Genomic DNA, 25,463 nt, shown 5'->3' with positions numbered 1-25,463 from the left:
GAGGGCGGCAGCAGCGCCCCGGGTGAGCTGGGTGGGCTGCCGATCACCGCCGCCCACCTGCGCGACCTGCTCGCCCGGGTCGGCGCGCTGGGCCTGGCCGCACCGGAGGGCGGCACGCTGCGCTACGCGGTCACCGGCCCGGACGGGCAGCTGCTGGCCACCCTCACTCCCGCCGAGCTCACCCGGCTGGCCCGCCGCGGCTGCCGGGCACACCCCGACGGCGAGTGCGGCTGCCGCGTGGCCGGCCCGCCTCCGCCGACCGAGGCCTACACCCCCCCGAGCGGCAGCGGGCGTTCGTGACCACCCGGGACCGGCGCTGCCGCTTCTCCAACTGCGGGCAGCGGGTCGGCTGGGCCGACCTCGACCACGTCACCGCCCACCGGCCCCCGTGCAGGGTCCCGCCGCGAGCTCGCGAGTGATGGGGGGCACGGGGGTCCTTCGACTTCGCCCCAGGCTGGCGCTTCCGGATGGACCCCGACGGCACCCTGCACGTCACCACCCCCTCCGGCGTCACCCGCACCACCCGACCACCAGGCCAGCGCCCCCGGCCCCACGGATCACCGGCCGGACCCGAACCACCACCGGCCCCGCCCGCGGACGACGTTCCGCCCTTCTGACTCGCGCTATCCGCAGTCGTCGACGTGTCCCCATTCGGAAGGACCAGTGGCCCGGCGGCGTTACCTTGGACAGTCCCGGCGCCTCGTCTGCGCCGGAGTCCCCGAACCGAAGGATGCATGCGCGTGAGCGACGGCCCCCTCATCGTCCAGTCGGACAAGACCCTGCTGCTCGAGGTCGACCACCCGCTGGCCAAGGAGTGCCGGGCGGCGATCGCCCCGTTCGCCGAGCTGGAGCGCTCCCCCGAGCACGTGCACACCTACCGGGTGACGCCGCTCGCGCTGTGGAACGCCCGCGCCGCCGGGCACGACGCCGAGCAGGTGGTCGACGCGCTGGTCCGCTACTCGCGCTACCCGGTGCCGCACGCGCTGCTGGTCGACGTCGCCGACACGATGGACCGCTACGGCCGGCTGACCCTGGCCAACCACCCGGTGCACGGGCTGGTGCTCACGAGCAGCGACCGCGCGGTGCTGGAGGAGGTCGTCCGCAGCAAGCGGGTGACACCGATGCTGGGCGCGCGGATCGACGGGGACTCGGTCGTCGTGCACCCGTCCGAGCGCGGCCGGCTCAAGCAGGCTCTGCTGAAGGTCGGCTGGCCGGCCGAGGACCTCGCCGGGTACGTCGACGGCCAGGCGCACCCGATCGCCCTGGAGCAGGACAGCTGGCACCTACGGGACTACCAGCAGCAGGCGGTCGAGGGCTTCTGGGCCGGCGGCTCGGGCGTCGTCGTCCTCCCCTGCGGCGCGGGCAAGACGCTGGTCGGCGCGGCCGCGATGGCCGAGGCCAAGGCCACCACGCTGATCCTGGTCACCAACACCGTGTCCGGGCGGCAGTGGAAGCGCGAGCTCATCGCCCGCACCACGCTGACCGAGGACGAGATCGGCGAGTACTCCGGCGAGCGCAAGGAGATCCGCCCGGTCACCATCGCCACCTACCAGGTGATCACCACCCGCCGGAAGGGCGAGTACCGGCACCTGGACCTGTTCGACGCCCAGGACTGGGGCCTGATCGTCTACGACGAGGTCCACCTGCTCCCCGCGCCGATCTTCCGGCTCACCGCCGACCTGCAGTCCCGCCGCCGGCTGGGCCTGACGGCCACGCTGGTGCGCGAGGACGGCCGGGAGGACGACGTCTTCTCCCTCATCGGGCCCAAGCGGTACGACGCCCCGTGGCGCGACATCGAGGCGCAGGGCCACATCGCCCCGGCCGAGTGCGTCGAGGTGCGGGTCGCGCTGGACGACGAGGAGCGGATGACCTACGCGGTCGCCGAGCCCGAGGAGCGGTACCGGATCGCGGCCACCGCGGCGTCCAAGCTGCCGGTGATCCGCCGGGTGCTGGACCGCCACCCCGACGAGCAGAAGCTGGTGATCGGCGCGTACCTCGACCAGCTCGACGAGCTCGGCCGGGCGCTGGACGCGCCGGTGATCCAGGGGTCGACCACCAACAAGGAGCGGGAGAAGCTGTTCGACGCGTTCCGCGCCGGCGAGGTCAAGACCCTCGTCGTCTCCAAGGTCGCCAACTTCTCCATCGACCTGCCCGAGGCCGCCGTCGCCGTCCAGGTGTCGGGCACCTTCGGGTCACGGCAGGAGGAGGCCCAGCGGCTCGGCCGGGTGCTGCGGCCCAAGGCCGACGGCCGGCAGGCGCACTTCTACACCGTGGTCAGCCGCGACACCCTCGACGCCGAGTACGCCGCCCACCGGCAGCGCTTCCTCGCCGAGCAGGGCTACGCGTACACGATCGTCGACGCCGCGGACCTGGCCGGCCCCGGCGAGGTCAACGGCCCCGGCTGGGTGGACGAGCCCGCCGATTGATGGCGCGCGGGGGGCCATGTCAGCCGACCTGGCCCCCCGACGGCTCAGTCGCGCAGCACGCGGGCGAGCCGGGCCAGGCCGTCGCCGATCCGCTCGGGCGTGTGCGTGGTGAACGACAGCCGCAGCGTCGACCGGTCCGGCGTGCCCGCGTAGAAGGCGGCACCGGGCACGAACGCGACGTCCGCGCTCAGCGCCCGGCGCAGCAGCTCCGCCGTGTCGGGGTTCCCGGGCAGCCGCGCCCAGACGAACATCCCGCCGTCCGGGTCGGTCCAGCTGCTCCCCGGCGGCAGCACCTCCGGCAGCGCCCGCACCATCGCGTCCCGCCGCTGCCGGTAAGCCGAGCACAGCCGCAGCACGTGCGCCTCGACGTCGGTCTCGGCGAGCCAGGCCGCGGCGGCGGCCTGGTCGATCGTGGAGGTGTGCAGGTCCGCGGCCTGCTTGGCGACGGTGAGCGCCGGCAGCACCGAGGACGGCGCCCGCAGCCAGCCCAGCCGCAGCCCCGGCGCGGCGATCTTGGAGAAGCTGCCCAGGTGCAGCACGTGCACGTCGGCGCCCGGGTGCGCGGCCAGCGGGGCGACCGGGGCGCCGCGGTAGCGCAGCTCGCCGTACGGGTCGTCCTCCACGACCCACACCCCGTGCCGGGCGGTGACCTCCACCAGCTCGGCCCGCCGCTGCTCGGGCATCGTGCGCCCGGTCGGGTTGGCGAAGGTGGGCACCAGGTAGACCAGCGCCGGCCGCTCCCGGCGCAGCGCGTCGGCGAGCGCCGCCGGGTCCATCCCCTCCTCGTCGGTGGGCACGGGGACGACCCGGGCACCGGCGAGCTGGAAGCACTGCAGCGCGGCCAGGTACGTCGGGTCCTCGACCAGGACGACCGCGCCCGGGTCGAGCAGCGCGGTGGCGACGAGGGTGAGCGCCTGCTGCGAGCCGGAGGTGACCAGCAGGTCGTCGACGGTGGTGAGCACACCGCGGGCGGTCAGCCGCGCGGCGACCCGCGCCCGCAGGTCGCGGTCGCCCTCGGTCGGGGCGTACTGCAGCGCGCGGCGCGCGTGCGGCCCCCACAGCACCCGGTCGTAGGCGGCGCGCACCCCGTCGAGGTCGAACAGCTCGGGGGCGGGCAGCCCGCCGGCGAAGGAGATGACCCCGGGGCGGTCGAGCAGCGCGAGCAGCTCACGGACCGGGGAGCTGGCCACGCCGCTGAGCCGCTGGGCGAGGGCAGGAACGGGCTGGGACAGGACGGCGGAGGACACGGGAGCTCCAGGAGGCTGGACGAGCTGAGGGAGGGACGGCGCGGAGCGCGGGGGGTGTCCCGCTGGCCGCCGGGCCGGACTGGCCTCCTGGTCGAGGAGCCGCGCCCAGCCTACGACGAGATCCGGCCGCCGGCAGTTCGGCGCCCGGCAGGCGCGCCGGGCCCGCGGGCAGCCCGCGGGACGACCGGGTGGACCACAGGGCAGGTGGGCAGGAGAAGATCAGCGTGATCGATCCCCCAGTGAGGAGTTCCCGTGCGCACCAGAAGCCCGATCCGCCGCGTGGCCGTCGCCGCGGTGGCCCTGACGAGCACCGCGCTCGCGGTCACCGGTTGCGGCGGCGGCACCTCCGACACCGGCGGCAGCGCGGCCGAGGACACCGGCGCGAGCGCCGCCGCCTCGTCGCTGCCCGGCGTCGAGGTCGACCAGGCGCTGGCCGACCGGGTGCCCGCGGACATCTCGTCCGACGGCGTCATCACCGTGGGCACCGACTCGACCTACGCGCCGAGCGAGTTCCTGGCCGAGGACGGCTCCACGATCGTCGGCTTCGACGTCGACCTGTTCAGCCTCGTCGCCGCGAAGCTCGGGCTGGAAGCGGAGTTCCAGACGGCCCCGTTCGACTCGATCATCGCCGGCGTCGGCTCGGGCCGGTACGAGGTCGGCGTCTCCTCCTTCACCATCAACCCCGACCGGCTGGCGCAGGCCACCATGATCAGCTACTTCAACGCCGGCACGCAGTGGGCGACGAAGGCCGGCAACCCCGAGGGCGTGGACCCGGACGACGCCTGTGGCCTGTCGATCGCGGTGCAGAGGGGCACCGTGCAGGTCGACGACATCACCGCCCGGTCCGAGGCCTGCGAGGCCGCCGGCGACCCGGCGATCACCATCGACCAGTACGAGGGCCAGGACCAGGCCACCGCCGCGGTCGTGTCCGGCAAGGACGTCGCGGTGCTCGCCGACTCCCCGGTGATGGCCTACGCGGTCCAGCAGACCAACGGCCAGCTCGAGCTGCTCGGCGACGTGTACGACGCGGCGCCCTACGGCTACGTCGTCCCCCAGGACCAGACCGACTTCGCCCAGGCGCTCGCCGACGCCGTCACCGCGCTGGTCGAGGACGGCAGCTACCAGCAGGTGCTGGAAAACTGGGGGGTCGAGGGCGGCGCCATCGACGCCCCGGCGGTGAACCCCACCGTCGGCTGATGGCCACCGACGCGCCGACACGACCGGCACCACCCGAGCAGATCCGGGCGGTGCCGGTCCGGCACCCCGGCCGGTGGGTCGCCGCCGCGGTGATCACGGTGCTGGTCGCCATGTTCGTGCACATGCTGGCGACCAACCCGGTCTTCCAGTGGCAGTTCATGGTCGACAACATGTTCAGCCCGCCGGTGCTGCGCGGCGCCCGGACGACGCTGCTCATGACCGTGCTGGCCATGGTGCTCGGCGTCCTGCTCGGCGTCGTCCTGGCCGTGATGCGGCTGTCGCCGAACCCGGTGGTCTCCGGCGCGGCCTGGGTCTACGTCTGGTTCTTCCGCGCCATCCCGCGCATCGTGCTGCTGTTCTTCGTGGCCAACCTCGGCGCGCTCTACGCCACCTACGAGCTCGGCTTCCCCTTCGACCGGCAGCTGATGGACCTGTTCGGGTTCAGCGGCGATCTGCGCTTCCTCGGGCTGAACGGCAACCAGATCTTCACCGGCTTCACCGCCGGGCTGCTCGGGCTGGCACTGTCCGAGGGCGCCTACATGGCCGAGATCGTGCGGGCCGGCATCCAGTCGGTCGACCCGGGGCAGGCCGAGGCGGCCAGCGCGCTCGGGATGAACCGCAGCACCACGCTGCGCCGCATCGTGCTGCCCCAGGCGATGCGCGTGATCATCCCGCCGACCGGCAACGAGACGATCGCGATGCTCAAGGACACCTCGCTGCTCATCGCGGTGCCGGTGACCACCGAGCTCAACTTCCAGCTGCGCGCCATCGGCAGCCGCACCTTCCAGATCATCCCGATGGCCGTGGCCTCGATCCTCTGGTACGCGGCGCTGGCCAGCGTGCTGATGCTGGGCCAGTACTTCCTGGAGAAGCGGTTCAGCCGCGGCTTCGGCGTGCGGGAGACCCGCGCGCAGCGGGCCGCGCGCCGGGCCCGAGAGGTCGGGGGCAGCCAGTGAGCACCGACGCGGCCGGCGGCGCCGGCCGGGCGATGGTCAGGGCCGAGGCGGTGCACAAGCGCTTCGGGCACGTCGAGGTGCTCAAGGGCATCGACCTGGAGGTCGCCCCCCGCGAGGTCATGTGCGTCATCGGGCCCTCCGGGTCGGGGAAGTCGACCTTCCTGCGGTGCATCAACCACCTGGAGAAGATCGACGCCGGCCGGCTCTGGGTCGACGGCAACCTGGTCGGCTACCGCGAGCAGGGCGGCAAGCTGCACGAGCTGCCCGAGCGGGCGGTCGCCGCGCAGCGCCGGGACATCGGCATGGTGTTCCAGCGCTTCCACCTCTTCCCGCACATGACGGCGCTGGAGAACGTCGTCGAGGCGCCGATGCGGGTGAAGGGCCTGGCCAAGGACGCCGCCCGGGCCCGGGGCGCCGAGCTGCTCGAGCGGGTCGGGCTCGGCGACCGGGTGCACAACTACCCGAACCAGCTCTCCGGCGGCCAGCAGCAGCGGGTGGCGATCGCCCGTGCGCTGGCGATGGAGCCCAAGCTGATGCTGTTCGACGAGCCCACCTCGGCGCTGGACCCGGAGCTCGTCGGCGAGGTCCTCGACGTGATGCGCGGCCTGGCGGCCGACGGCATGACGATGGTCGTGGTCACGCACGAGATGGGCTTCGCCCGGGAGGTGGGCGACACGCTCGTCTTCATGGACGACGGCGTCGTGGTGGAGGCCGGCGACCCCCGGCAGGTGCTCAGCGACCCGCAGCACGAGCGGACCCGGGGGTTCCTGTCCAAGGTGCTGTGAACCCGAGGTGCTGTGAGCGCTCCGGGACGACTGGGGACGGCGGGACCCGGGTGACGTGACGGGGCGGTCCTCCCCCGAGCATGACGAGGACCACACCCGGCTGTCGCTCGAACGAACCCGCAGGTCAGCGCGTCGCTCCAGTGCCCTATACGCCGTCCTGGGCGGGGCGCGCGGCAGGTGGCCGGTTGGGCGTGTTGTCCTCCCGCCGTCCAGAATGAGCCCCGACATGGCGACTGCAGCACGCGCGGAGGCACCGGCCCCGCAGACATCCAGCCGTCCACTCCGAGCCTGGCAGCAGGCCGCGTTGGAGCAGTACGAGGAGACCTCCCCGAAGGACTTCCTCGTCACCGCGACCCCCGGCGCCGGCAAGACGACGTTCGCGCTGACCCTGGCTGCGCGGCTGCTGTCCCGGCGCGAGGTGGCGCGGGTGGTCGTCGTCTGCCCGACCGACCACCTGCGGCTGCAGTGGGCCGACGCGGCCGACCGGGTGGGGATCGTGCTCGACCCCGGGCTCACCAACGCCGTCGGCCCGGTGCGCGCCGGCACCCAGGGCTACGTGACCACCTACGCGCAGGTGGCCGGCAAGCCGATGCTGCACGCCGCCCGTGCCACGGCCGTCAAGACGCTGGTCATCCTGGACGAGGTGCACCACGCCGGCGACGGCCTTTCCTGGGGCGAGGCGGTCGGGGAGGCCTACGGCCGCGCGGCCCGCCGGCTGTGCCTGACCGGGACGCCGTTCCGCACCAAGGCCGACGAGCGCATCCCGTTCGTGAAGTACGTCGAGGACGGGTTCGAGGGCAGTGACAACCAGGGCCTGGCCGGGCTGATGAGCGTCGCCGACTTCACCTACGGCTACAAGGAGGCGCTGGCCGACAGCGTCGTCCGCCCGGTCGTCTTCGCCGCCTACACCGGCACGTCCCGCTGGCGGAACTCCGCCGGTGAGGTGGTCGCCGCCTCGCTGTCGGAGGCCGGCACCCGCTCGGTGGAGATGCAGGCCTGGCGCACCGCGCTGGACCCCAAGGGCCAGTGGGTGCCGCACGTCATCGCGGCGATGGACGACCGGATCACGCACCTGCGCGAGGAGGGCGGCATGCCCGACGCCGCCGGCCTGGTGCTGGCCAGCGACCAGGACGACGCCCGCGAGTACGCCAAGATCGTCCGCCGGGTCACCGGGAAGGCGCCGGAGCTGATCCTCTCCGACGACCCGAAGGCCTCGAAGAAGATCGAGAAGTTCAACGTCGGCGGCGCCCGGATCGCGGTCTGCGTGCGCATGGTCTCCGAGGGCGTCGACGTCCCCCGGGCCGCCGTCCTGGCCTGGATGACCTCCTACCGCACGCCGCTGTTCTTCGCGCAGGCCGTCGGCCGCGTGGTGCGCGCCCGCGCGGCGCACGAGACGGCGACGGTGTTCCTCCCCGCGGTGCGGCCGCTGCTCACGCTGGCCGCCTCGATGGAGGAGCAGCGCAACCACGTCCTGCCCCCGCCGAAGAGCCAGCCCGACGAGGAGCTGGAGGCGCTGGACCTTCCGCCACGGGAGCCCCGCGAGGGGGCGGCCAAGGAGTGGGAGGCGCTGGAGGCCGACGCGCGGTTCGCCCACGTCCTGCACGGCGGGACGGCGCACACCGGCGAGGGGCGCCCGGCCGCCGTGTCGCTGGGGATCGAGGAGGAGGAGTTCCTCGGGATCCCGGGCCTGCTCACCCCCGAGCAGACCGCCTCGCTGCTCGCCAAGCGCGACGACGAGCTGCGCCTGCGGGTCGAGGCCGCCCGGCGGATGCCGGACGAGGACGACGGCCTGATGCTCGTGCAGGACCACCCGGACGAGGACGACGCCGGCCGCTCGTGGCGCGACGCCGCGGAGCTGCGCCGGGAGGTCAACCGGCTGGTCAACCGGGTCTCGGCGAAGACGTCGACGCCGCAGGCGGTGGTGCACACCCAGCTGCGGAAGTCGGTGCCCGGCCCGCCGTCGGCGTCCGCGTCGGTGGACGTGCTGCGCGCCCGCCGCGAGCGCCTCCGCACCATGCTCTGAGGGCCGGGCCCGCGCTCGGCGGCCGACTGAGCAGTTGCGGTCGTCCCGCGCGGCGTGTCCGGGAACGTCGGCGACATCAAGTGCTCACTCGGCGGGACGCCGGCCACGGTGGCGGTCCAGGCACAGACGGATGACAGTTCCGCGCCACGGCGTCCCCAGCACCGCGTCCCTCCACAGGTCGGTCGATGCGCCCGCCGCGTCGCCTCGCCGCAGCCAGGGTCGGGGCCGTGGACGCGTACATCGAACTGATCGCAGCCCTGCCGAGACGTGAGCGCTACCTGGCCGTGCTCCCGCCGGAACTGCTGACCCGCCGTGAGCTCCGCACGGTCATCCGGGTGCAGCACGAGCTGCTCGTGCACCTCGAGCGGTGGGAGGCGCTGCTGCTGGAGGAAAGGCGGGCTCGGGGCCTCGCGTCATGGAGATCGGCCGGGCAGCGCCGGACGCCGGGGCGGTCAGGTGAGCAGGCCGCGGGCGGCGGCGATGGCGACCGCCTCGGTGCGGGAGCCGGCCGCGAGCTTCGCCAGGATGTTGCTGACGTGCACGCTGGCCGTCTTCTCGCTGATGAACAGCTCCGCGCCGATCTGCCGGTTGGTGCGGCCCTGCGCCACCAGCCGCAGCACCTCCCGCTCCCGCGGGGTGAACACGGCGGAGGGGTCGGCCGGCCGTACGCCGGGCAGCCCCGCGTCGAGCCGCCCGCGCCGGGCCAGCGCCTCCAGCCGGGTGCGCAGCGGCGCAGCACCCAGCCGCACCGCCACCTCGTGCGCCGCCTTCAGCTCGGCGGCGGCGGCCTCGCGGTCGTCGGTGGCCAGCAGCGCCTCGGCGAGCCGAGCTCGTGAGCGGGCCTGCTCGTACACGTGGCCGTAGCCGAACGCGTCGACGGCGGCGCGCCACAGCTCCGGCGCGGCGCAGCCGCCCAGCCGCGCCTCCTCGGCGTCCAGCCGGGCGACCCAGGCCCGGCCCTCCACGCCCATCTCCCCCACCGCGCGCCGGTACAGCTCGGCCGCCTCGCGGGCGGACCCGATCAGCGGCCCGGCCCGGCGCACCCACTCCTCGGCCGTGGCGGTGTCCCCCACCAGCCGGGCGGCCGCGGCGGCGTCGGCGACCGCGGACAGCGCCGACGCGACCAGCCGGACGGTGGCCAGCCGGTCGTCGTCCCAGATGGCCGCGATCCGCCGGACGGCCTCGTCGGTGACCGCCAGCGCGGTCTCCGGGTCGCCGTCGTCGGCGGCCAGGTCGACCGCCGCGGCGGCGGTGGCCAGCAGCAGGAGCCCGTGCGAGTCCAGCCGGGCGGCCAGCCCCTGCGCCCAGGCGAGCCGGTCCCGGGCGCTCGGGTCGCCGCGCCCGACCAGCACCATCAGCCCGTCGGCGCGCACGTGCGCGGCCATCTCCGGCACCCGGGCCAGCTGGTCGGCGACCTCGAGGCTGCCGTCCCAGTCGCCGGCCACGTAGCGGGCGACGACGTCGAGGTGGCGCAGCTCGGCGGCGTAGAAGGACCACTCGATGCCCAGCCCGCGGGCCCGCTCCAGCCCTTGCGACGTCCAGGCGAGCGTGCCGGCGACGTCGCCGTCCTCGTAGACGACGTTGCCCAGGTTGAACAGCACCCGCATCTCCACGTCGGGGTCCCCTGAGCGCTGGGCGCGCACCAGGGCCTCGTCGAGCCGGGCCCGCACCTTCCCGAGGTCGTCGGCGTCGCGCATCCAGGCCAGCGAGACGGCGGTGTCCGACCACGCGCTGTCCAGGCCGAGGGCGTCGGCCGCGGCCAGGGCCTCCTCCGCCGCCGCGTCCGCCTCGGCCCGCCGGCCGGTGTCGTAGCTCTTGCGCGCGTGAACGGTGGCCGCCCAGGTGCGCACCGGGGACGGTGGATCAGCCGGCACCAGCGCCATCGCGGCGCTGCTCTCCCGGTAGGCGGCCGCCTGGTCCTCGATCCGGGTGAGCGCCTGGGCGAGCGTGTAGTGCACCCGGGCCCGGGCCACCGGGTCGCCGTCCGGGCCGAGCAGGTCCTGCGCCGCCCGCAGCAGCGCGACCGCGCGGTGGTGCTCACCGACCGCCCGGGCCGCCGCCGCGGTGTCGAGCAGCAGGGCCCACTGCGCCCGGCCGGCCCGCTCGGCCGCGTCGGGCACGACCGGCCAGAGGGCGAGCGCGGCCTCGAGGTGCTGCAGCCGCTCCGCCGGGGCGCCGACCCGGTGCGCCTCCGCGGCCGCCTCCAGCGACGCGCTCAGCGCCCCGGGGAGGTCGTTGCTCTCCCGGGCGTGGTGGGCCCGCTCGGCGGCGGTGCCGGCGGCCGGGTGCCCGGCGAGGTAGGCGAGGACCGCGCCGTGCAGCCGCACCCGCTCGCCGGGGAGCAGGTCGGCGAGGACCGCCTCGCGCAGCAGCGCGTGCCGGAAGCGGTAGCGCCCGTCACCGGAGACGACGAGCAGGTGGTGGTGCACCGCCTCGGCGAGCGCCTGCTCCAGCTCCGCCGGGGACTGGCCGCCGACCGCCGCCACCAGGTCGTGCCGCACCGAGCGCCCGGCCACGGCCGCCACCCGCAGCACCTGCTGGGCCGCGGGGGCGAGCTGCTCGACGCGGGACAGGAGCACGTCGGTGAGGACCAGCGGCAGGGCGTCGCCCTCCAGCCGGGCGGTCAGCAGCTCCTCGGCGTAGAACGCGTTGCCCTCGGCGCGGGCGACGACGTCCTCGACGGTGCGGTCGGGCACGCCCCCGAGCGCCGCGGCGCGGTGGCGGACCAGCTCGTCGACCTTGGCGTCGGGCAGCGGGCCCAGCGCGAGCCGCTCGACGCCGGGCAGCCGCACCAGCTCGGCCAGCAGCGGCCGCAGCGGGTGCCGCCGGTGCAGGTCGTCCGCGCGGTAGGAGCCGACGACGGCGACGCGCTCGTCGACCAGCCGGGCCAGCAGGTAGCGCAGCAGGTCGCGGCTGGACCGGTCGGCCCAGTGCAGGTCCTCCAGCACGACGAGCACCGGCCGGGACTGCGCCAGCTCGCCGAGCACGGCCGCGACCGACTCGAACAGCTGGAGGCGGCCGTCGTCGACCGGGCGGCCGGCGGCGGCCCGGTTCAGCAGCGGCCGCCCGAGGTCGGCGGGCTCACCGGTCTGCACGACCGACACGTCGGGACGCCCGGCGAGCAGACCGGCCAGCAGCGGGTGCCGCTCGAGGGCCTCCTCGGCGTCGGCGGTGAGCGGGCGCAGCAGGTCGACGAACGGCAGGTAGGGAAGCCCGACCTCGCCGAGGTCGACGCAGTGCCCGACGAGGACGCGGACCCCGTCGTCGGTGGCCCGGCGGGCCAGCTCGTCGAGCAGCCGCGTCTTGCCCACGCCGGCGTCACCGGCGAGCAGCGCCGCCGACGGTCGTCCCACCGCCGCGCGCCGGACGTGCGCCACCAGCCGGGCGAGCTCGTCGTCCCGGCCCACCAGCGGGCAGTCGTCCCAGCGTGGCACGGGCCGATCGTGGCACGGGCAGCCGACGGAACCGGCCACCACCGTGCGCGGAGCCGGCGCCGTCAGCTCTGCTGCGCGTTCCGGCGCCGGGACCGCCACGAGCCGCGGCGGCTGCCCTGGCGGAAGGACTCGGCGATCCGCTCCTGCCGGTAGGCGAGCTCCGCCTCGAGCGCGGGGTTCGGGTAACGAATGGCCATGACCGTCTCCTGTCGTCTGTCTCGGACAGGGACGACGGTCGTGCTGAGGTGGTGCGCCCGGCATCGGTCGACCGGGCAGTCCTGCGGCCCGGCCGGACCTGGGAGGGGTCTGAGGGGACCTCAGACCCTCAGCGGAGCTCCGTGCCCTTCGTCTCGCGCAGCGAGAGGGTGGCTATGAAGGCGATGACCGCACCCCCCGCGACGTACCAGAAGAACCAGAGCGGGTGCCCGGCCTCCGACAGCGCGGTGATCACCAGCGGGGCGGTACCGCCGAACACGGCGACCGTGACGTTGTACCAGGCGCCGATGCCGGTCGCCCGCAGCTCGGTGGGGAACAGCTCGCTCATCACCGCGGGCACGATCGAGGCCAGGAGCGCGTAGAGGCCCAGCCCCACGCAGAAGACCACGATCAGCGACAGCAGGTCGTCGCGCACCAGGAACGACAGCGGGACGACGAGCAGCGCCAGCCCGCCGGACCACACCAGCATCTGCGGCTTGCGGCCGAACCGGTCCGACAGCGCCCCGAACGGGTAGCAGAGCGCCACGAACAGCGCCGTCCCGATGGAGAGGGCGAGGAAGACGTCGTTGTCGTCGGCGCCCCGGAAGTTGATCGCGAACGGCGTCAGCGCGCTGAAGAACGTGTAGTAGCTCAGCGTGTTCAGCACGGTGACCCCGCACAGCTGCAGCACCGCTCGCGGGTGGTCGCGGATCGTCAGCCACAGCGGGTTCTTCGTCGCCCGCGCCTTGGCCGAGTTCTCCTCGAACTGGTCGGTCTCGGTCAGCGAGCGACGCAGCCACAGGCCGACGATGCCCAGCAGCCCGCCGATGGCGAAGGCGATCCGCCAGCCGTAGGAGCGCAGCTGGTCGTCGTCGAGCACGCTGGTCAGCAGCACGCCGAGCAGCGACGCAGCCAGCAGCGACGTGCCGGTGGAGACGTAGAAGAACGCGGCGTAGCGGCCGCGCCGCTCGGGCGGGGCGATCTCGGCCAGGTACGACGAGGCGCTCGACACCTCCCCGCCCAGGGACATGCCCTGGGCGATCCGGGCGAGCAGCAGCAGGATCGGCGCCAGCCAGCCGACCGCCTCGTACGTGGGCAGGACGGCGATCACCAGCGAGCCGCCGGCCATCAGCAGGATGGTCAGCAGCATCCCGGCCTTGCGCCCGCGCAGGTCGGCGAAGCGACCGAGCAGCCACCCGCCGAGCGGCCGGAAGAAGAAGGCCAGCGCGTACGTCGACGTCGTCCCGATCAGCGCCAGCGCCTCGTTCTCCTTGGGGAAGAACTGCGTGGAGAAGTAGACGAGGAACGTGGCGTAGACCGTCCAGTCGAACCACTCGACCGCGTTGCCGATGCTGGCCGACACCAGCGTGCGCACCGGCAGGCGGTGTTCCTCCTGCGGGCGGTCTGCTCGCGTGGTCCCGGCCATGGGTCCCTCCGTCGAGATCGTGGTCGGCCCACGCTAATGAGCGGGGTCGGCGGCGGCACCTCGGGGCAGCGGCCGCCCGGGCGCTCGCGGTGGCGGCCCCGCATGCGGGACACTGGGAGCGGGAACACGGCCGCGCCGCTGCGGGGTTCCTGCTGACCGGAACTGGTGCACCCCACGTCGGAGGCCACGGCGAGCTGCAGAGCACCGGGCCACATCTCGAGAGGACTGCCCCGTGCCCGAGACCGGGACGACAGACGACCTGCACCCCACCGTCTTCGTGCTCTTCGGCGCGACCGGCGACCTCGCGCGCCGGATGGTGCTGCCCGCCTTCTTCCAGCTGGCCCAGCACGGCCTGCTGCCCGAGGACTGGCGGCTGATCGGCAGCGGCCGCGGCGAGCGGACCGACGAGTGGTTCGTGGACCACGTGCGGGAGTCCCTCGAGACGTTCGGCCCCTCGCCGGACGAGGGGCCGTGGGAGGAGTTCCGCGACCGCCTGCGGTTCGCCGGCGGCGGGTTCACCGCCGAGGACCCGGGCGAGCTGCTCGACGCCGTGACCACCGCCCGCAAGGAGCTCGGCGAGGACGTCCAGCTGGTGCACTACCTCTCCCTGCCGCCGAAGGCGTTCACCGGCTACACCCGCGCGCTGGGTGCCCACGGGCTCGCCGAGGGCGCGCGGGTCGTCTACGAGAAGCCGTTCGGCGCCTCCCCGGAGGGCTTCCGCGAGCTCGACGACCTGGTGCACTCGGTGATGGACGAGGGGCAGGTCTTCCGCATCGACCACTTCCTGGGCAAGGAGGGCACCCAGGACCTGCACGTGGCACGGTTCGCCAACGGCCTGTTCGAGCACATCTGGAGCCGCGAGCACGTGGCCCAGGTGCAGATCGACGTCCCCGAGGACCTCGACGTCGCCGACCGCGCCGACTTCTACGACGCCACGGGCGCGACCCTGGACATGCTGGTCACCCACCTGTTCCAGGTGGCCGCCGAGGTCGCCATGGAGCCGCCGGTCAGCTTCTCGGCCGACGACATCCTCCACGCCCGCGAGTCGGTGCTCTCCCACTTCCGCCCGCTGGCGCCGGAGGACGTCGTCCTCGGTCAGTACGAGGGCTACCGCGACCTGGACGACGTGCCCGACGACAGCCAGACCGACACCTTCGTGGCCGCCCGGCTGTACATCGACTCCGGCCGGTGGCGCGGCGTGCCGTTCCTGCTGCGCACCGGCAAGCGCATGGCGGACAAGCAGCAGCGGGTGAGCCTCGTGCTGCACCGCCCCAAGGGCCCGGTGCACGACGTCCCGGCCAACGGGAACGTGATCTCCCTGTCCCTGGCCGGGGCCGGCGCCCTCGACGTCGACATCATGGCCAAGCGGCCGGGCCCCGACCTCGCGATGGCCCCGGCCCGGGTGTCCCTGGACCTGTCCCAGGTGCCCGGCGGCGAGCCGCTGGCCCCCTACGTCTCGCTCATCCACGACGTGCTGGTCGGCGACCGATCCCTGTTCACCACGAGCAAGGGCCTGGCCGAGACCTGGCGGGCACTGCAGCCGGTCCTGGACCACCGCCCGGAGGTGCACCCGTACACCCCGGGGTCGTGGGGTCCCGCGGCGGCCAACGCCCTCACCGGCGAGCACGGCTGGCTCCTCGGGCAGACCGAGGACTGAGGAGCCCCCTGTGCGGGGCACGGGGGCCTGAGGGTCCGGACCGGGCGCTGGTCGCCTCGCGGCGGGTTGCGCATCCGCAGCTCCAGCCCCCGACCGAGGTCAGGGCGGTGTTCCGCGGCGGCAATTATCAAGTGGAGCCCGGGGACACAGGTCGCCCGGCCCGGACGTCCTCCACCCTACCCCTGGTGACGTGCTGGAGCGGCCCCGGCGCAGGGCCCCGCCGTGAGCCTGCGAACGGCGGGGGGCGGCGGGGTCCTTCTTTCAGTTGAAGCCGCGCTCGTCCTGCTTCAGGGCGGTGTCGACGGTCAGGGCGCTGGCGAGCACCAGGCTGGCCAGCGGCTCCTCCAGCCGCTGGTGCACCTGGACGACGTAGTTGTCGGCCGTGGTGAACATCGTCCGGGCCAGCCCCTCCCAGGTCTTGGTGATCCGGGCGACCTCCCGGCCCGAGCCGTCGCTGATCGAGAAGTCCCAGGCACGCCAGTTCTCCGCCTGGATGGCGCCGACCGGCTGCCCGCCGACCACCAGGTCGAAGCGGATCCTGCCGAAGACGTTGGCCTGGACGATCTCGCCGAGCGGCTGCCCGTCGGGCCGGGACACCTGCACGCGGGACTTCACCACCTTGGCCGGGCGGGTGAGCAGCAGGACCGGGCCGGTGGCGTCGCGCACCTCCAGCCGGTGGGTGAGGAACTGGTCGAACTCGGAGACGAACCGGAACGCCTTCCGCAGGGTGCTCTGCCCGACCTGGACGACGGCGCCCAGCTGCTGCCCGTTGCTGTCGAAGACGCCGTACTCGTTGGTGAGCTCGATGAGCTTGGCCTTCTGCTGGACGACGAGCACCGGCTGCTCGAGCAGGACCGACCGGGCCCACTGCCGGCCGTGCTGCGGACCTGCGGGGTGCGGGGGCGGCTGCTGCGGCTGCGGGTGCTGCGGCGGCGCGGGCGGCTGCTGCACGTGCTCAGTCCAGCCCCGGCCGTCCCACCAGCGCGTGCCGGGCCCACCGGCGGGGTCGGGGTACCAGCCCGGCGGGGGCGTCGGAGAAGCCATGATCGAAACGGTAGCCGCGCGGGCCGGGAGTCCCGGAGTGCCTCCCCCGTGGGGAGGAGGCGACCGGCGCGCGTGCCAGACTCCGCGGGTGACCGGCGTGGGGTTCGAGGACTGGGCGCGGCTGGCCGGCGACTCCCCCACCTCGCGCACCGAGTGGGCCGCCGTCGTCGGCTCCTGGACCGAACCGCACCGCCGCTACCACGACCTGGCGCACCTCGCCGCCGTCCTCGGGGTCGTCGACCGGCTGGCCGGGCACGCGGCCGACCCCGCCGCCGTCCGCCTCGCCGCCTGGTACCACGACGTCGCCTACGACCCGCAACGCGACGACAACGAGCAGGTCAGCGCCGCCCGCGCGGGGATCGGCCTGCTGGGGCTGGTCGAGCCGGCGACGGTGGCCGAGGTCGAGCGGCTGGTGCTGCTCACCGCCGGCCACGACCCCGCGGACGGCGACGCGAACGGCGCCGTCCTGTGCGACGCCGACCTCGCCGTGCTGGCCGCCCCGCCGGAGGCGTACGCCGGCTACGCCTCCGCCGTCCGGGAGGAGTACGGCCACCTGTCGGACGCCGACTTCACCAGCGGCCGCATCGCCGTCCTCGAGCACCTGCTGGCGCTGCCCACGCTGTACCGGACCCCCGAGGTCGCCGCGGCCTGGACGCCGCGGGCCCGCGCCAACCTGACCGCCGAGCTCACCTTGCTGCGGGGTCGCGCCTCTTCTTGACCCGCAACCCGGCGGCCATCAGCCGGCGGAGCAGCTCCCGGGCGCCCACCGGCTCGGCGCCCGCGCCGACCGCGACGTCGTAGAGCTCCTCCGGCACGTCGTAGTGGTCGCCCTGGAACGCGCGCCGCGGGATCCCGAGGTGCGCGGCGACGAACGCGTGCAGCTCCGCGTAGTCGGTGTCGCTCACCAGGTGCGACCACCGCCGGCCGCGCCACGGCCAGACGGGGGTGTCGATCAGGACGGCCACGGGGCGCAGTCTGCCCCGCCCGCTACGGTTCGACGCGTGACCGAGGAGATCCGCTGGGGCGTCGTCGGGCCGGGCCGCATCGCCGAGAAGGTGGTGCAGGACTTCCGGCACGTCGAGGGCGCACGGGCGGTCGCCGTCGCCTCCCGCTCGCTGGACCGCGCGCGCGACTTCGCCGACCGGCACGGCCTGGAGCGGGCCCACGGCTCCTACGCCGGCATCCTGGCCGACCCGGAGGTCGACGTCCTCTACGTCGCGACCCCGCACCCGCAGCACTGCGAGATCGCGCTCGGCGCGGTGGAGGCGGGCAAGGCGCTGCTGGTCGAGAAGGCCTTCACCGCGACCGTGGCCGGCGCGCAGGAGGTCGTCGACGCGGCCCGGGAGACCGGCGTCTTCGTCATGGAGGCGATGTGGACCCGGTTCCAGCCGGCCGTCGTCCGGCTGCGGGAGCTGATCGCCGAGGGGGCGATCGGGGAGGTCCGCTCGGTGCAGGCCGACCTCGGCGTGCAGCGGGAGTTCGACCCCACCGACCGGCTGTTCTCCCGCGAGCTCGGTGGGGGCGCGCTGCTGGACCTCGGCGTCTACGTCGTCTCCTTCGCGCAGATGGTGCTCGGCGACCCGGACACCGTGGCCGCGGCCGGGTCGGTGTTCGAGACCGGCGTCGACGCCGAGGCGTCCCTGCTGCTCAGCTACGCCGACGGCCGGACGGCGACGCTGACCGCCTCGCTGCGGAACGCCTTGCCCGGGCAGGCCCGGGTCTTCGGGACGGCGGGCTGGATCGACGTGCTGCCCCGCTTCCACCACCCGCAGACCATCGTGCTGCACCGGGCCGACGCCGACCCCCAGCCGATCACCCTCGCCCAGCGCGGCGGCGGGTACTCCCACGAGCTCGCCGAGGTGACCGGGTGCGTGCGGGCCGGCCGCGGCGAGAGCGCGGTCATGCCGCTGGCCGACACGCTCGCCGTCCAGCGGGTCCTCGAGGACGCCGCCGGTCAGCTGGGCGTCACCTTCGCCGAGGACCGCGCCGTCCTCTGACCGCTCGCCTTCCTACTGGGGCGCTTCGGCTCGGGCGGCGGCCAGGCGGCGCCGCTGGCCTGGTCGTGCGTGGGCACCCGGGTGTGCCGGCCGCCGGTGGCCCGGACGGCGTCGGCGAAGGTCACCGCGTCGACGGTGGCCGCGCCGCCGGGGTCGTTGTTGAAGTACACGAGGACGTCGTCGTCCCCGTAGGTCGCCGCGAGCCGCTCCGCCCACAGCTGCAGCGTCTCCGGCCGGTAGCCCCACCCGTCCGCACCCGGACCCTGGATGCCACGGTGCAGCCGCAGGTAGCCCCACTCGGCGGTGCGCCACAGCGGCGCGATCGGCTGCTCGGTGCGGTCGGCCCAGCACAGCGCCGCCTGGTACCGCTCCAGCAGGGCGCGGACCTCGTCGGTCCACCAGCTCTCGTGGCGCGGCTCGACCGCGATCCGGGTGCCGGCCGGGAACTGCCCGAGGCACGTGCTGAGCAGGTCGAGGTCGGCCTTGAGCGTGGGCGGCAGCTGCAGCAGGACGGCGTCCAGCCGGTCGCCCAGCCCGGCGACCCGTTCCATCAGCCGGGCCACCGGCTCCTCCGGGTCGCGCAGCCGCTTGATGTGCGTGAGGTAGCGGGAGGCCTTCACCGCCCACCGGAAGTCGTCGGGGGTGCGCGCCCGCCAGGCCTCGAAGGTCGTCTTCTCCGGCAGCCGGTAGAAGGCGTTGTTGCTCTCGACGGTGGCGAAGTGTGCGGCGTGGTGCTCCAGCCACAGCCGCTGCGGGAGCCTCGGCGGGTAGAAGCGGCCGCGCCAGTCGCGGTACTGCCACCCCGAGGTCCCGATGATCACCGTCACCCGCGCGCCCTACCCTGCCCGACCATGAGCGACTCCCCCGCCCGCTTCAAGGACCTCTGCCTCGACGCCGTCGACCACCAGCCGCTGGCCGACTGGAGAAGCACCCCCTGCCCCCCGCCACTCGCAGGCTCGTGACGGGACCCTGCAGGGGGCCGGCCCCGTGCCGATCGCCGACCCGACCGGCGCCGGGCCGACGATCTGGGTGAACCCGGTCGCGGAGCCGAAGGTGGTCGAGAACCGCATGCACCACGACGTCGACGGCGACACCGAGGTGCTCCTCGCGCTGGGCGCGACGCTGGTGCGGCGGCGGGACGAGCACATCGGCTGGACGTGCTCGCCGACCCCGAGGGCAACGAGTTCTGCGTCTTCGCCCCCCAAGCCGGGTGATCGCCCGACTCCAGCGGATCGACCCGACCCGATCCGACGAGAACGACCCGGCAACGCCGACAGGGGCGGCCCCGCGCGATGCGGAACCGCCCCTGCCGGGCAGTGCTGGTGTTACGCGAGGGACCTGGAACGGCCCCTCTGCAGGCCCCCGCCGTGAGCTTGCGAACGGTGGGGGGCAGAGGGGTCCTCTCTCAGAAGTCCATGCCGCCCATGCCGCCGTCGCCGCCGGGCATGGCCGGGGCGTTCTTCTCCGGCTTGTCGGCGATGACGGCCTCGGTGGTGAGGAAGAGCGCCGCGATGGAGGCGGCGTTCTGCAGCGCCGAGCGGGTGACCTTGGCCGGGTCGATGATGCCGGCCGCGACCAGGTCCACGTACTCGCCGCTGGCGGCGTTGAGGCCCCAGCCGGTCTCCGAGTTGCGCACCTTCTCCGCGACGACGCCGCCCTCGAGGCCGGCGTTGATCGCGATCTGCTTCAGCGGCGCCTCGAGCGCGACGCGCACGATGTTGGCACCGGTCGCCTCGTCGCCCTCGAGCTCGAGCTTGTCGAACGCCACGGTGGTGGCCTGCGCCAGGGCGACGCCACCACCGGCGACGATGCCCTCCTCGACGGCGGCCTTGGCGTTGCGCACCGCGTCCTCGATGCGGTGCTTGCGCTCCTTGAGCTCGACCTCGGTCGCGGCGCCGGCCTTGATGACGGCGACGCCACCGGCCAGCTTGGCCAGGCGCTCCTGCAGCTTCTCGCGGTCGTAGTCGGAGTCCGACTTCTCGATCTCGGCGCGGATCTGGTTGACGCGACCCTGGATCTGGTCGGCGTCACCGGCGCCCTCGATGATGGTCGTCTCGTCCTTGGTGGTGACGAACTTGCGCGCCCGGCCCAGCAGGGACAGGTCGGCGTTCTCCAGCTTGAGGCCGACCTCCTCGCTGATGACCTGACCACCGGTGAGGATGGCGATGTCCTGCAGCATGGCCTTGCGGCGGTCACCGAAGCCGGGGGCCTTGACGGCGACCGACTTGAAGGTGCCGCGGATCTTGTTGACCACCAGGGTCGCCAGGGCCTCGCCCTCGACGTCCTCGGCGATGATCGCCAGCGGCTTGCCGGACTGCATGACCTTCTCCAGCAGCGGGAGCAGGTCCTTCACCGAGGAGATCTTGCTGTTGACGACCAGGATGTACGGGTCGTCGAGCACGGTCTCCATGCGGTCGGTGTCGGTCACGAAGTAGGCCGACAGGTGTCCCTTGTCGAAGCGCATGCCCTCGGTGAGCTCGAGCTCGAGACCGAAGGTGTTGCTCTCCTCGACGGTGATGACACCTTCCTTGCCGACCTTGTCCATCGCCTCGGCGATGAGCTCACCGATGGCGGGGTCGGCGGCGGAGATCGAGGCGGTGGCCGCGATCTGCTCCTTGGTCTCGACGTCCTTGGCGGTGGCCAGGAGGTAGTCCGAGACCGAGGCGACTGCCTTCTCGATGCCCTTCTTCAGGGCCATCGGGTTCGCGCCGGCGGCGACGTTGCGCAGACCCTCGCGGACGAGCGCCTGGGCGAGCACGGTGGCGGTGGTGGTGCCGTCACCGGCGACGTCGTCGGTCTTCTTCGCGACCTCCTTGACCAGCTCGGCCCCGATCTTCTCCCACGGGTCCTCGAGCTCGATCTCCTTGGCGATGCTCACACCGTCGTTGGTGATCGTGGGAGCGCCCCACTTCTTCTCCAGCACGACGTTGCGGCCCTTGGGGCCGAGGGTCACCTTGACGGCGTCGGCGAGGGTGTTCATGCCCCGCTCGAGGCCGCGGCGCGCCTCTTCCTCGAAGGCGATCATCTTGGCCATGTGGTGGTGTCCTCCATGCTTGATCGCTGCACGGTCAGGCCCGGCGCCCGCGACGGACGACACCAGCGACGCGGACGCTCCTGCGGTCCGCGGACCGGTGCCTCACCGTTCCGACCTGGTTGGCACTCGGCAGCTCCGAGTGCCAACCGAAGTTTGGCACTCGACCTCGGCGAGTGCAAGGAGGGGGTCCCCCGACCGGGGCCGGCCCGGGCCCTGACGTGCGACGAGGCCCGGTCCCCGTGGGGGACCGGGCCTCGTGACCCGAGTGGATCAGGCGCCGCGGACGGCGTCCGCCTGCGGACCCTTCTCGCCCTGGACGACCTCGAAGGTGACCCGCTGGCCCTCGTCGAGGCTCTTGTAGCCGTCCATCTGGATGGCCGAGTAGTGGACGAAGACGTCCTGGCCGCCGTCGACGGCGATGAAGCCGAAGCCCTTCTCGGCGTTGAACCACTTCACGGTGCCCTGTGCCACGTGTGCTCCCACGTTCGTGCGTGCGGTCAACCCCTCAGCTCCGAGGGGTCGGGTCTCGCTCTTCCGCCCGTGGACACGAACGTGGAACTCGAACCGCGCGGAACGGTACAGCACGGATCGCCGCTGGTCACGGCTCCAAACCGCTCTCCATCACCCGGTGTGGTAACGATTGCGGCTCGGTCGATCGACCGGCTGACCGCGCCGCGGCGCGGCCGTCGTCAGCCGATCAGGCCGGCTTCCCGCACCGACCGCAGCGTCGGCTGGACCCGGTGGGTGGGGCCGACGACCGGGGTGATCGGGTCGAGGGTCTTCAGCCCCTCGCCGGTGTTGAGGACGACGGTCTCCTTGGCCGGGTCGAGCCGGCCGTCCCCGATCAGCTGCCGCAGCACGGCGATGGTGACGCCGCCCGCGGTCTCGGCGAAGACGCCGGTGGTGCGCGCGAGGTCCCGGATGCCCTGCACGATCTCGGCGTCGCCGACCCGGCCGACCGCACCCCCGGTGCGCCGGATCGCGTCCAGGGCGTAGGGGCCGTCGGCAGGGTTGCCGATGTTCAGCGACTTGGCGATCCCGGTCGGCTTCACCGGCTTGACGACGTCCCAGCCGTTGTCGAAGGCGGTGGCGATCGGGTCGCACCCGGCCGACTGCGCACCGAAGACGGTCCACCCGGTGTCCTCGACGATCCCGGCGGCGACGAGCTCCCGCCAGGCCTTGTCCACCTTGGTGAGCAGCGAGCCGGACGCCATCGGGATGACCACCTGCGCCGGGATCCGCCAACCCAGCTGCTCGGCGAGCTCGTAGCCCATCGTCTTGGAGCCCTCGGCGTAGTACGGCCGGACGTTCTGGTTGACGAAGGCGGCGTCCTCGAACTCGTCGGTCTCGGCGAGCTCGCTGGTGAGCCGGTTGACGTCGTCGTAGGAACCGTCCACGGCGATCAGCGCCTGCCCGTAGACCCCGGACTGGACGATCTTGCCCGGCTCCAGGTCGCTGGGCACGAAGACGAAGCTCGGCAGGCCGTTGCGCGCGGCGTGCGCGGCGACGGAGTTGGCCAGGTTGCCGGTGGAGGCGCAGGCGATCTTGGTGTAGCCGAAGCCCTTGGCGGCGGTCGCGGCGAGGCTGACCACGCGGTCCTTGAACGAGTGGGTCGGGTTGGCCGAGTCGTCCTTCACCCACAGCCCACCCGTGATGCCGAGCTCGGCGGCGAGCCGGTCGGCGCGGATGAGCGGGGTCAGGCCCGGGTCGAGGGTGACCCGGGACGCGGGGTCCTGCCCGACGGGCAGCAGCGCGACGTACCGCCAGATGTTCTGCGGTCCGGCCTGGATCTGCTCCCGGGTCACCGCCTGGAGCAGGTCCTTGTCGTAGTCGACCTCGAGCGGTCCGAAGCACTCGGCGCAGGCGTGCTCGGCGATGAGGCCGAACGTGGCGCCGCAGTTGCGACAGATCAGGCCCTTGGCCGGGCTGGGGACGACCTGGCCTCCGGCCGTGGAGTCGGCCTGGAGAGAACCGGGAGCAGTCAGGGTCATTCGACGACAACCTCCTCATCTTCCCCGCGTCGGGCCGTCGAGCCGCGCGGGACGGAATTGGCACCTCCCGTCCGCGGATGTGCGGACGGCGGTTGCCGGGGCTTCATCGGGCCGTGTCCCTCTGCCCCTCTGGATGAGTGGAACGTGGGCGACTGTACCCGGCGCATCCGACGGGTCCGGGGACGGCCAGGACGGCCGGCGGCGGACCGGCAAGATGGGGGTGTGCCCGCCCGCATCGTCTACACCGACCTCGACGGCACGATGGTGGGCCCGCGCGGCTCCTTCTGGCACCGGGCGGACCGGGAGCTGACGGCCACCCCGGCCACCGCGCTGCTGGAGCTGCACCGCGCCGGGGTGCCCCTGGTGCTGGTCTCCGGCCGCACCCCGGACCAGCTCCTGGAGGCGCAGCGGATCTTCGCCGCGGACGGCGCGATCGCCGAGCTGGGGTCGGTCGTCAGCTGGGACGGCGGACGGCGGACCCACCTGCTCCCCGGCGACGTGCCCGCGGAGTACGCCGGCCGGACGCCGATGTCGGTGATGGCCGAGCTGGGCGTGGTGGAGCAGCTGATCGCCGCGCACCCCGGGCGGATCGAGTGGCACGCGCCCTGGCACGCCACCCACGCGACCGACGCCCTGCTGCGCGGCCGGGTCGACCCTGCGGCGGTGGACGGCTGGCTCGCCGAGCGCGGGTGGCCCTGGCTGACGATCAACGACAACGGCGCGGTGCCGGCGACCTCGCGGATGACGCTCGCCCCGGAGGCGCTGCCGCCGCACGTCTACCACCTGATGCCGCGCGGGATCTCCAAGGGCGCGGCGATCCGCTGGGACCTCGCCCGGCGCGGGCTGAACGCCGCCGACGCGGTGGCGGTCGGCGACAGCGTGAGCGACCTGGAGATGGCGCCCGCGGTCGGCCGGCTCTGGATCACCGCCAACGGGGCCGCGGTCGACGGCATGGCGGCCCGGTTGTCCGCCGTCCCGAACGCCGCGGTGACCCGGGCGCCCATGGGCGAGGGCTGGGCCGAGGCGGTGCTCGCCTCCCTCTAGGGCCCCGGTCGGTTGACGTCCTGACCGTCGGTGACGCCTGGGACCCCGAGTCCACCCCATCGGACGACCCCGTCCGCGCAGCGGCCGCGCCGGTCAGCGGGTTCACTGGACGTGAAGACCTGGTGACGCATGGTGGGGAGGCGTGGTGAGCGAATCCACCCCGGCCGCGCCCCGGGCCGCCCGGTTGCCCCGGTACCTCGGCCGCGTCCTCGTGCTCGCCGGCCTGGCCACCGTCCTGTGGCTGCTCGGCTCGGCCACCGCCCCGGCGGATGCGCGGCCGCTGACCGGGGGCCTGCTGGCGGGGGTCGCCACGGGGGTCGGGGAGCCGGCCGCGGCGCTCGTCGCGCCGGTCGTGACCACGACCGTGGGGGAGGTCGCGGCACCCGTGACCGAGCCGGTGCTGCAGGCCGCCGCCCCGGTCCTCGCCCTCCCGGTGCAGGCCGTGGTCGAGCCGGTGCTGCAGGACGCCCCGCCGGTGCTCGCCGCGGTGGCGCGGGCCGCCGCACCCATGGTCGAGCCGGTGCTGCAGGACGCCCCGCCGGTGCTCACCGCGGTGACGCGGGCCGCCGCACCCATGGTCGAGCCGGTGCTGCAGGACGCCTCGCCGGTGCTCGCCGCGGCCGCCGCCGGCGCTCCGGCCGACGCCACGCCCACCCCGGTGGTCCCCGTCGAGCCGCTCGTCGTCCCGCCGCTCGGCGTCGCGCACCTCCCGGCTCCTGGCCAGCCCGACCTGTCGCAGGACGCGCCGCCGGCTCCCGCCCCCGCTACGCCGGCCCCGGGCGTCCCGGCCGCACTGCCCACGTCCACCGCCGGCGCCGGCTCGTCCACCGACCAGCCTCCGGCCGACCTCACCTCCCGAGCCGCCGCCGTGGCTGCCCCGGCCCTGCAGACCACCGCGGACGGCGCTGGGGCTGCCCCCGGCGACGCCGCGTCCGACCCCGCCTTCTCCCCGGACTGAGACCGCCGCCGTCAGCCGTCCGACTGACCCGGCGCCACCCGGTCGCGCG

Annotated in this window: 21 protein-coding genes, 2 pseudogenes and 1 riboswitch; of the genes and pseudogenes, 13 read left to right on the top strand and 10 right to left on the bottom strand. The window is 74.0% G+C overall.

Annotated features, from left to right (window positions below; all coding sequences use genetic code 11):
* Positions 1-300, top strand: a pseudogene (locus HL189_RS05145) (HNH endonuclease); the annotation flags it as partial.
* Positions 301-740: 440 nt separating this feature from the next.
* The gene (locus HL189_RS05140; RefSeq protein WP_369132620.1) at positions 741-2,426 is read left to right on the top strand and encodes a DNA repair helicase XPB; all 1,686 of its coding nucleotides are present in this window, start codon (positions 741-743) and stop codon (positions 2,424-2,426) included.
* A 44-nt stretch (positions 2,427-2,470) separates the two neighbouring features.
* On the opposite strand, the gene HL189_RS05135 is transcribed toward HL189_RS05140, so the two are convergent.
* The gene (locus HL189_RS05135; protein WP_369132619.1) at positions 2,471-3,673 is read right to left on the bottom strand and encodes a PLP-dependent aminotransferase family protein; all 1,203 of its coding nucleotides are present in this window, start codon (positions 3,671-3,673) and stop codon (positions 2,471-2,473) included.
* Positions 3,674-3,925: 252 nt separating this feature from the next.
* Here HL189_RS05135 and HL189_RS05130 point away from each other — a divergent pair, with 252 nt between their 5' ends.
* The 4 genes from HL189_RS05130 to HL189_RS05115 all read left to right on the top strand — a co-directional run bounded on the left by HL189_RS05130 (position 3,926) and on the right by HL189_RS05115 (position 8,634).
* Positions 3,926-4,870, top strand: coding sequence for an ABC transporter substrate-binding protein (locus HL189_RS05130; RefSeq protein ID WP_369132618.1), 945 nt, complete (start codon positions 3,926-3,928; stop codon positions 4,868-4,870).
* Positions 4,870-5,826 carry an amino acid ABC transporter permease gene (locus HL189_RS05125; protein WP_369132617.1) on the top strand — a complete coding sequence of 319 codons (957 nt, stop codon included), beginning with the start codon at positions 4,870-4,872 and terminating at the stop codon, positions 5,824-5,826. Before HL189_RS05130 ends, HL189_RS05125 begins: the two co-directional genes overlap by 1 nt.
* Before the next feature lie 32 nt (positions 5,827-5,858).
* Complete coding sequence (locus tag HL189_RS05120) at positions 5,859-6,611, top strand: amino acid ABC transporter ATP-binding protein (protein WP_369132634.1); 753 nt, start codon at positions 5,859-5,861, stop codon at positions 6,609-6,611.
* A gap of 214 nt (positions 6,612-6,825) precedes the next feature.
* On the top strand, positions 6,826-8,634 hold the full coding sequence (locus HL189_RS05115; protein ID WP_369132616.1) for a DEAD/DEAH box helicase: 1,809 nt from the start codon (positions 6,826-6,828) through the stop codon (positions 8,632-8,634).
* Positions 8,635-9,086: 452 nt separating this feature from the next.
* Here the strand turns inward: HL189_RS05115 and HL189_RS05110 are convergent, their stop codons facing one another.
* The 3 genes from HL189_RS05110 to HL189_RS05100 all read right to left on the bottom strand — a co-directional run bounded on the left by HL189_RS05110 (position 9,087) and on the right by HL189_RS05100 (position 13,689).
* Positions 9,087-12,068 carry an AAA family ATPase gene (locus HL189_RS05110; RefSeq protein WP_369132615.1) on the bottom strand — a complete coding sequence of 994 codons (2,982 nt, stop codon included), beginning with the start codon at positions 12,066-12,068 and terminating at the stop codon, positions 9,087-9,089.
* A gap of 62 nt (positions 12,069-12,130) precedes the next feature.
* Entirely contained in the window at positions 12,131-12,265 is a 135-nt protein-coding gene (locus HL189_RS05105) for a hypothetical protein (protein ID WP_369132614.1), read from the bottom strand.
* 128 nt (positions 12,266-12,393) lie between these two features.
* A complete protein-coding gene (locus tag HL189_RS05100; RefSeq protein WP_369132613.1) occupies positions 12,394-13,689 on the bottom strand; it encodes an MFS transporter in 1,296 nt (431 codons plus the stop codon).
* 232 nt (positions 13,690-13,921) lie between these two features.
* On the opposite strand from HL189_RS05100, the gene HL189_RS05095 reads away from it, so the two are divergent.
* A complete protein-coding gene (locus tag HL189_RS05095; RefSeq protein WP_369132612.1) occupies positions 13,922-15,346 on the top strand; it encodes a glucose-6-phosphate dehydrogenase (NADP(+)) in 1,425 nt (474 codons plus the stop codon).
* 261 nt (positions 15,347-15,607) lie between these two features.
* On the opposite strand, the gene HL189_RS05090 is transcribed toward HL189_RS05095, so the two are convergent.
* Positions 15,608-16,390, bottom strand: coding sequence for a phospholipid scramblase-related protein (locus HL189_RS05090; RefSeq protein WP_369132611.1), 783 nt, complete (start codon positions 16,388-16,390; stop codon positions 15,608-15,610).
* 88 nt (positions 16,391-16,478) lie between these two features.
* Here HL189_RS05090 and HL189_RS05085 point away from each other — a divergent pair, with 88 nt between their 5' ends.
* Complete coding sequence (locus HL189_RS05085) at positions 16,479-17,108, top strand: metal-dependent phosphohydrolase (protein WP_369132610.1); 630 nt, start codon at positions 16,479-16,481, stop codon at positions 17,106-17,108.
* Here HL189_RS05085 and HL189_RS05080 read toward each other — a convergent pair.
* Positions 17,077-17,355, bottom strand: coding sequence for a DUF4031 domain-containing protein (locus HL189_RS05080; RefSeq protein WP_369132609.1), 279 nt, complete (start codon positions 17,353-17,355; stop codon positions 17,077-17,079). The genes HL189_RS05085 and HL189_RS05080 overlap by 32 nt on opposite strands.
* 36 nt (positions 17,356-17,391) lie before the next feature.
* Between HL189_RS05080 and HL189_RS05075 the strand changes: the two genes are divergently transcribed.
* Positions 17,392-18,387 carry a Gfo/Idh/MocA family protein gene (locus HL189_RS05075; protein ID WP_369132608.1) on the top strand — a complete coding sequence of 332 codons (996 nt, stop codon included), beginning with the start codon at positions 17,392-17,394 and terminating at the stop codon, positions 18,385-18,387.
* On the opposite strand, the gene HL189_RS05070 is transcribed toward HL189_RS05075, so the two are convergent.
* Positions 18,345-19,214, bottom strand: coding sequence for a DUF72 domain-containing protein (locus HL189_RS05070; protein ID WP_369132607.1), 870 nt, complete (start codon positions 19,212-19,214; stop codon positions 18,345-18,347). The two genes, HL189_RS05075 and HL189_RS05070, sit on opposite strands and share 43 nt — an antisense overlap.
* Positions 19,215-19,374: 160 nt before the next feature.
* On the opposite strand from HL189_RS05070, the pseudogene HL189_RS05065 reads away from it, so the two are divergent.
* Together HL189_RS05065 and HL189_RS05060 are read left to right on the top strand one after the other, a co-directional pair.
* Positions 19,375-19,485: pseudogene (locus tag HL189_RS05065) on the top strand (VOC family protein); the annotation flags it as partial.
* 59 nt (positions 19,486-19,544) lie between these two features.
* Positions 19,545-19,601 (top strand): hypothetical protein, encoded by a 57-nt coding sequence (locus tag HL189_RS05060; protein WP_369132633.1) that lies wholly within the window; start codon positions 19,545-19,547, stop codon positions 19,599-19,601.
* Between the two features lie 191 nt (positions 19,602-19,792).
* Here HL189_RS05060 and groL read toward each other — a convergent pair whose 3' ends face one another.
* The 3 genes from groL to thrC all read right to left on the bottom strand — a co-directional run bounded on the left by groL (position 19,793) and on the right by thrC (position 23,412).
* The gene (gene groL / locus HL189_RS05055; RefSeq protein WP_369132606.1) at positions 19,793-21,421 is read right to left on the bottom strand and encodes a chaperonin GroEL; all 1,629 of its coding nucleotides are present in this window, start codon (positions 21,419-21,421) and stop codon (positions 19,793-19,795) included.
* Between the two features lie 270 nt (positions 21,422-21,691).
* A complete protein-coding gene (locus tag HL189_RS05050; protein WP_222262580.1) occupies positions 21,692-21,892 on the bottom strand; it encodes a cold-shock protein in 201 nt (66 codons plus the stop codon).
* A gap of 218 nt (positions 21,893-22,110) precedes the next feature.
* Positions 22,111-23,412, bottom strand: a complete 1,302-nt coding sequence (gene thrC, locus HL189_RS05045) for a threonine synthase (protein ID WP_369132605.1) — start codon at positions 23,410-23,412, stop codon at positions 22,111-22,113.
* 12 nt (positions 23,413-23,424) lie between these two features.
* Positions 23,425-23,552, bottom strand: a riboswitch (SAM riboswitch).
* Positions 23,553-23,634: 82 nt separating this feature from the next.
* Here thrC and HL189_RS05040 point away from each other — a divergent pair.
* Together HL189_RS05040 and HL189_RS05035 are read left to right on the top strand one after the other, a co-directional pair.
* A complete protein-coding gene (locus tag HL189_RS05040) occupies positions 23,635-24,456 on the top strand; it encodes an HAD family hydrolase (protein WP_369132604.1) in 822 nt (273 codons plus the stop codon).
* Positions 24,457-24,601: 145 nt separating this feature from the next.
* Positions 24,602-25,414: a hypothetical protein gene (locus tag HL189_RS05035; RefSeq protein ID WP_369132603.1), complete on the top strand. Its 813-nt coding sequence runs from the start codon at positions 24,602-24,604 to the stop codon at positions 25,412-25,414.
* Positions 25,415-25,463 lie beyond the last annotated feature (49 nt).

It is taken from the genome of Modestobacter sp. I12A-02662 (assembly GCF_041028325.1).
In the GTDB taxonomy this organism is placed as follows: Bacteria; Actinomycetota; Actinomycetes; order Mycobacteriales; family Geodermatophilaceae; genus Modestobacter.
This window is presented reverse-complemented; position numbering and strand designations above follow the sequence as displayed.

What these genes read in the sequence shown, in the direction of transcription:
- HL189_RS05125 (WP_369132617.1), top strand. Translation starts at nt 4,870, where the DNA reads ATGGCCACCGACGCGCCGACACGACCGGCACCACCCGAGCAGATCCGG.
- HL189_RS05120 (WP_369132634.1), top strand. Translation starts at nt 5,859, where the DNA reads ATGGTCAGGGCCGAGGCGGTGCACAAGCGCTTCGGGCACGTCGAGGTG.
- HL189_RS05115 (WP_369132616.1), top strand. Translation starts at nt 6,826, where the DNA reads ATGAGCCCCGACATGGCGACTGCAGCACGCGCGGAGGCACCGGCCCCG.
- HL189_RS05105 (WP_369132614.1), bottom strand. Translation starts at nt 12,265, where the DNA reads ATGGCCATTCGTTACCCGAACCCCGCGCTCGAGGCGGAGCTCGCCTAC.
- HL189_RS05100 (WP_369132613.1), bottom strand. Translation starts at nt 13,689, where the DNA reads ATGGCCGGGACCACGCGAGCAGACCGCCCGCAGGAGGAACACCGCCTG.
- HL189_RS05090 (WP_369132611.1), bottom strand. Translation starts at nt 16,390, where the DNA reads ATGGCTTCTCCGACGCCCCCGCCGGGCTGGTACCCCGACCCCGCCGGT.
- groL (WP_369132606.1), bottom strand. Translation starts at nt 21,421, where the DNA reads ATGGCCAAGATGATCGCCTTCGAGGAAGAGGCGCGCCGCGGCCTCGAG.
- thrC (WP_369132605.1), bottom strand. Translation starts at nt 23,412, where the DNA reads ATGACCCTGACTGCTCCCGGTTCTCTCCAGGCCGACTCCACGGCCGGA.